Origin of the sequence: Corallococcus sp. CA041A, assembly GCF_003612075.1 — a bacterium.
Classification (GTDB): Bacteria; Myxococcota; Myxococcia; order Myxococcales; family Myxococcaceae; genus Corallococcus; species Corallococcus exiguus.
The window spans coordinates 1-426 of record NZ_RAWF01000689.1 but is presented as its reverse complement, the minus strand read 5'-3'; the positions used below and the strand labels follow the sequence as shown (position 1 = coordinate 426).

Annotated in this window: 1 protein-coding gene; it reads left to right on the top strand. The window is 66.2% G+C overall.

The window, feature by feature from the left end; translation table 11 throughout:
- Nucleotides 1–46: 46 nt before the first annotated feature.
- Nucleotides 47–426, top strand: a 380-nt coding sequence (locus tag D7V77_RS42710; protein ID WP_233597592.1) for an AAA family ATPase, incomplete at its 3' end; no start/stop codon positions are given.

Genomic DNA, 426 nt, shown 5'->3' with positions numbered 1-426 from the left:
GTATCCATGGCCATGGGTGGCGAGGGGGCTGGACAGGCATGGCACAATGGAACATCCGATGGAAAACGGTGGCCTGATGTCCTATCTCGTCCTTGCCCGCAAGTGGCGTCCGAAGCGTTTCGCCGAGCTGGTGGGCCAGGAACACGTGGTCCGTGCGCTCAGCAACGCGCTGGACAGCGGCCGGGTCCACCACGCGTTCCTGTTCACCGGCACCCGCGGCGTGGGCAAGACCACCATCGCGCGCATCTTCGCCAAGTCGCTGAACTGCGAGCAGGGTACCAGCGCCGACCCGTGCGGCCAGTGCGCGGCCTGCCTGGACATCGACGCCGGCCGCTACATCGACCTGCTGGAAATCGACGCCGCGTCCAACACCGGTGTGGATGACGTGCGCGAGGTGATCGAGAACGCGCAGTACATGCCCTCGCG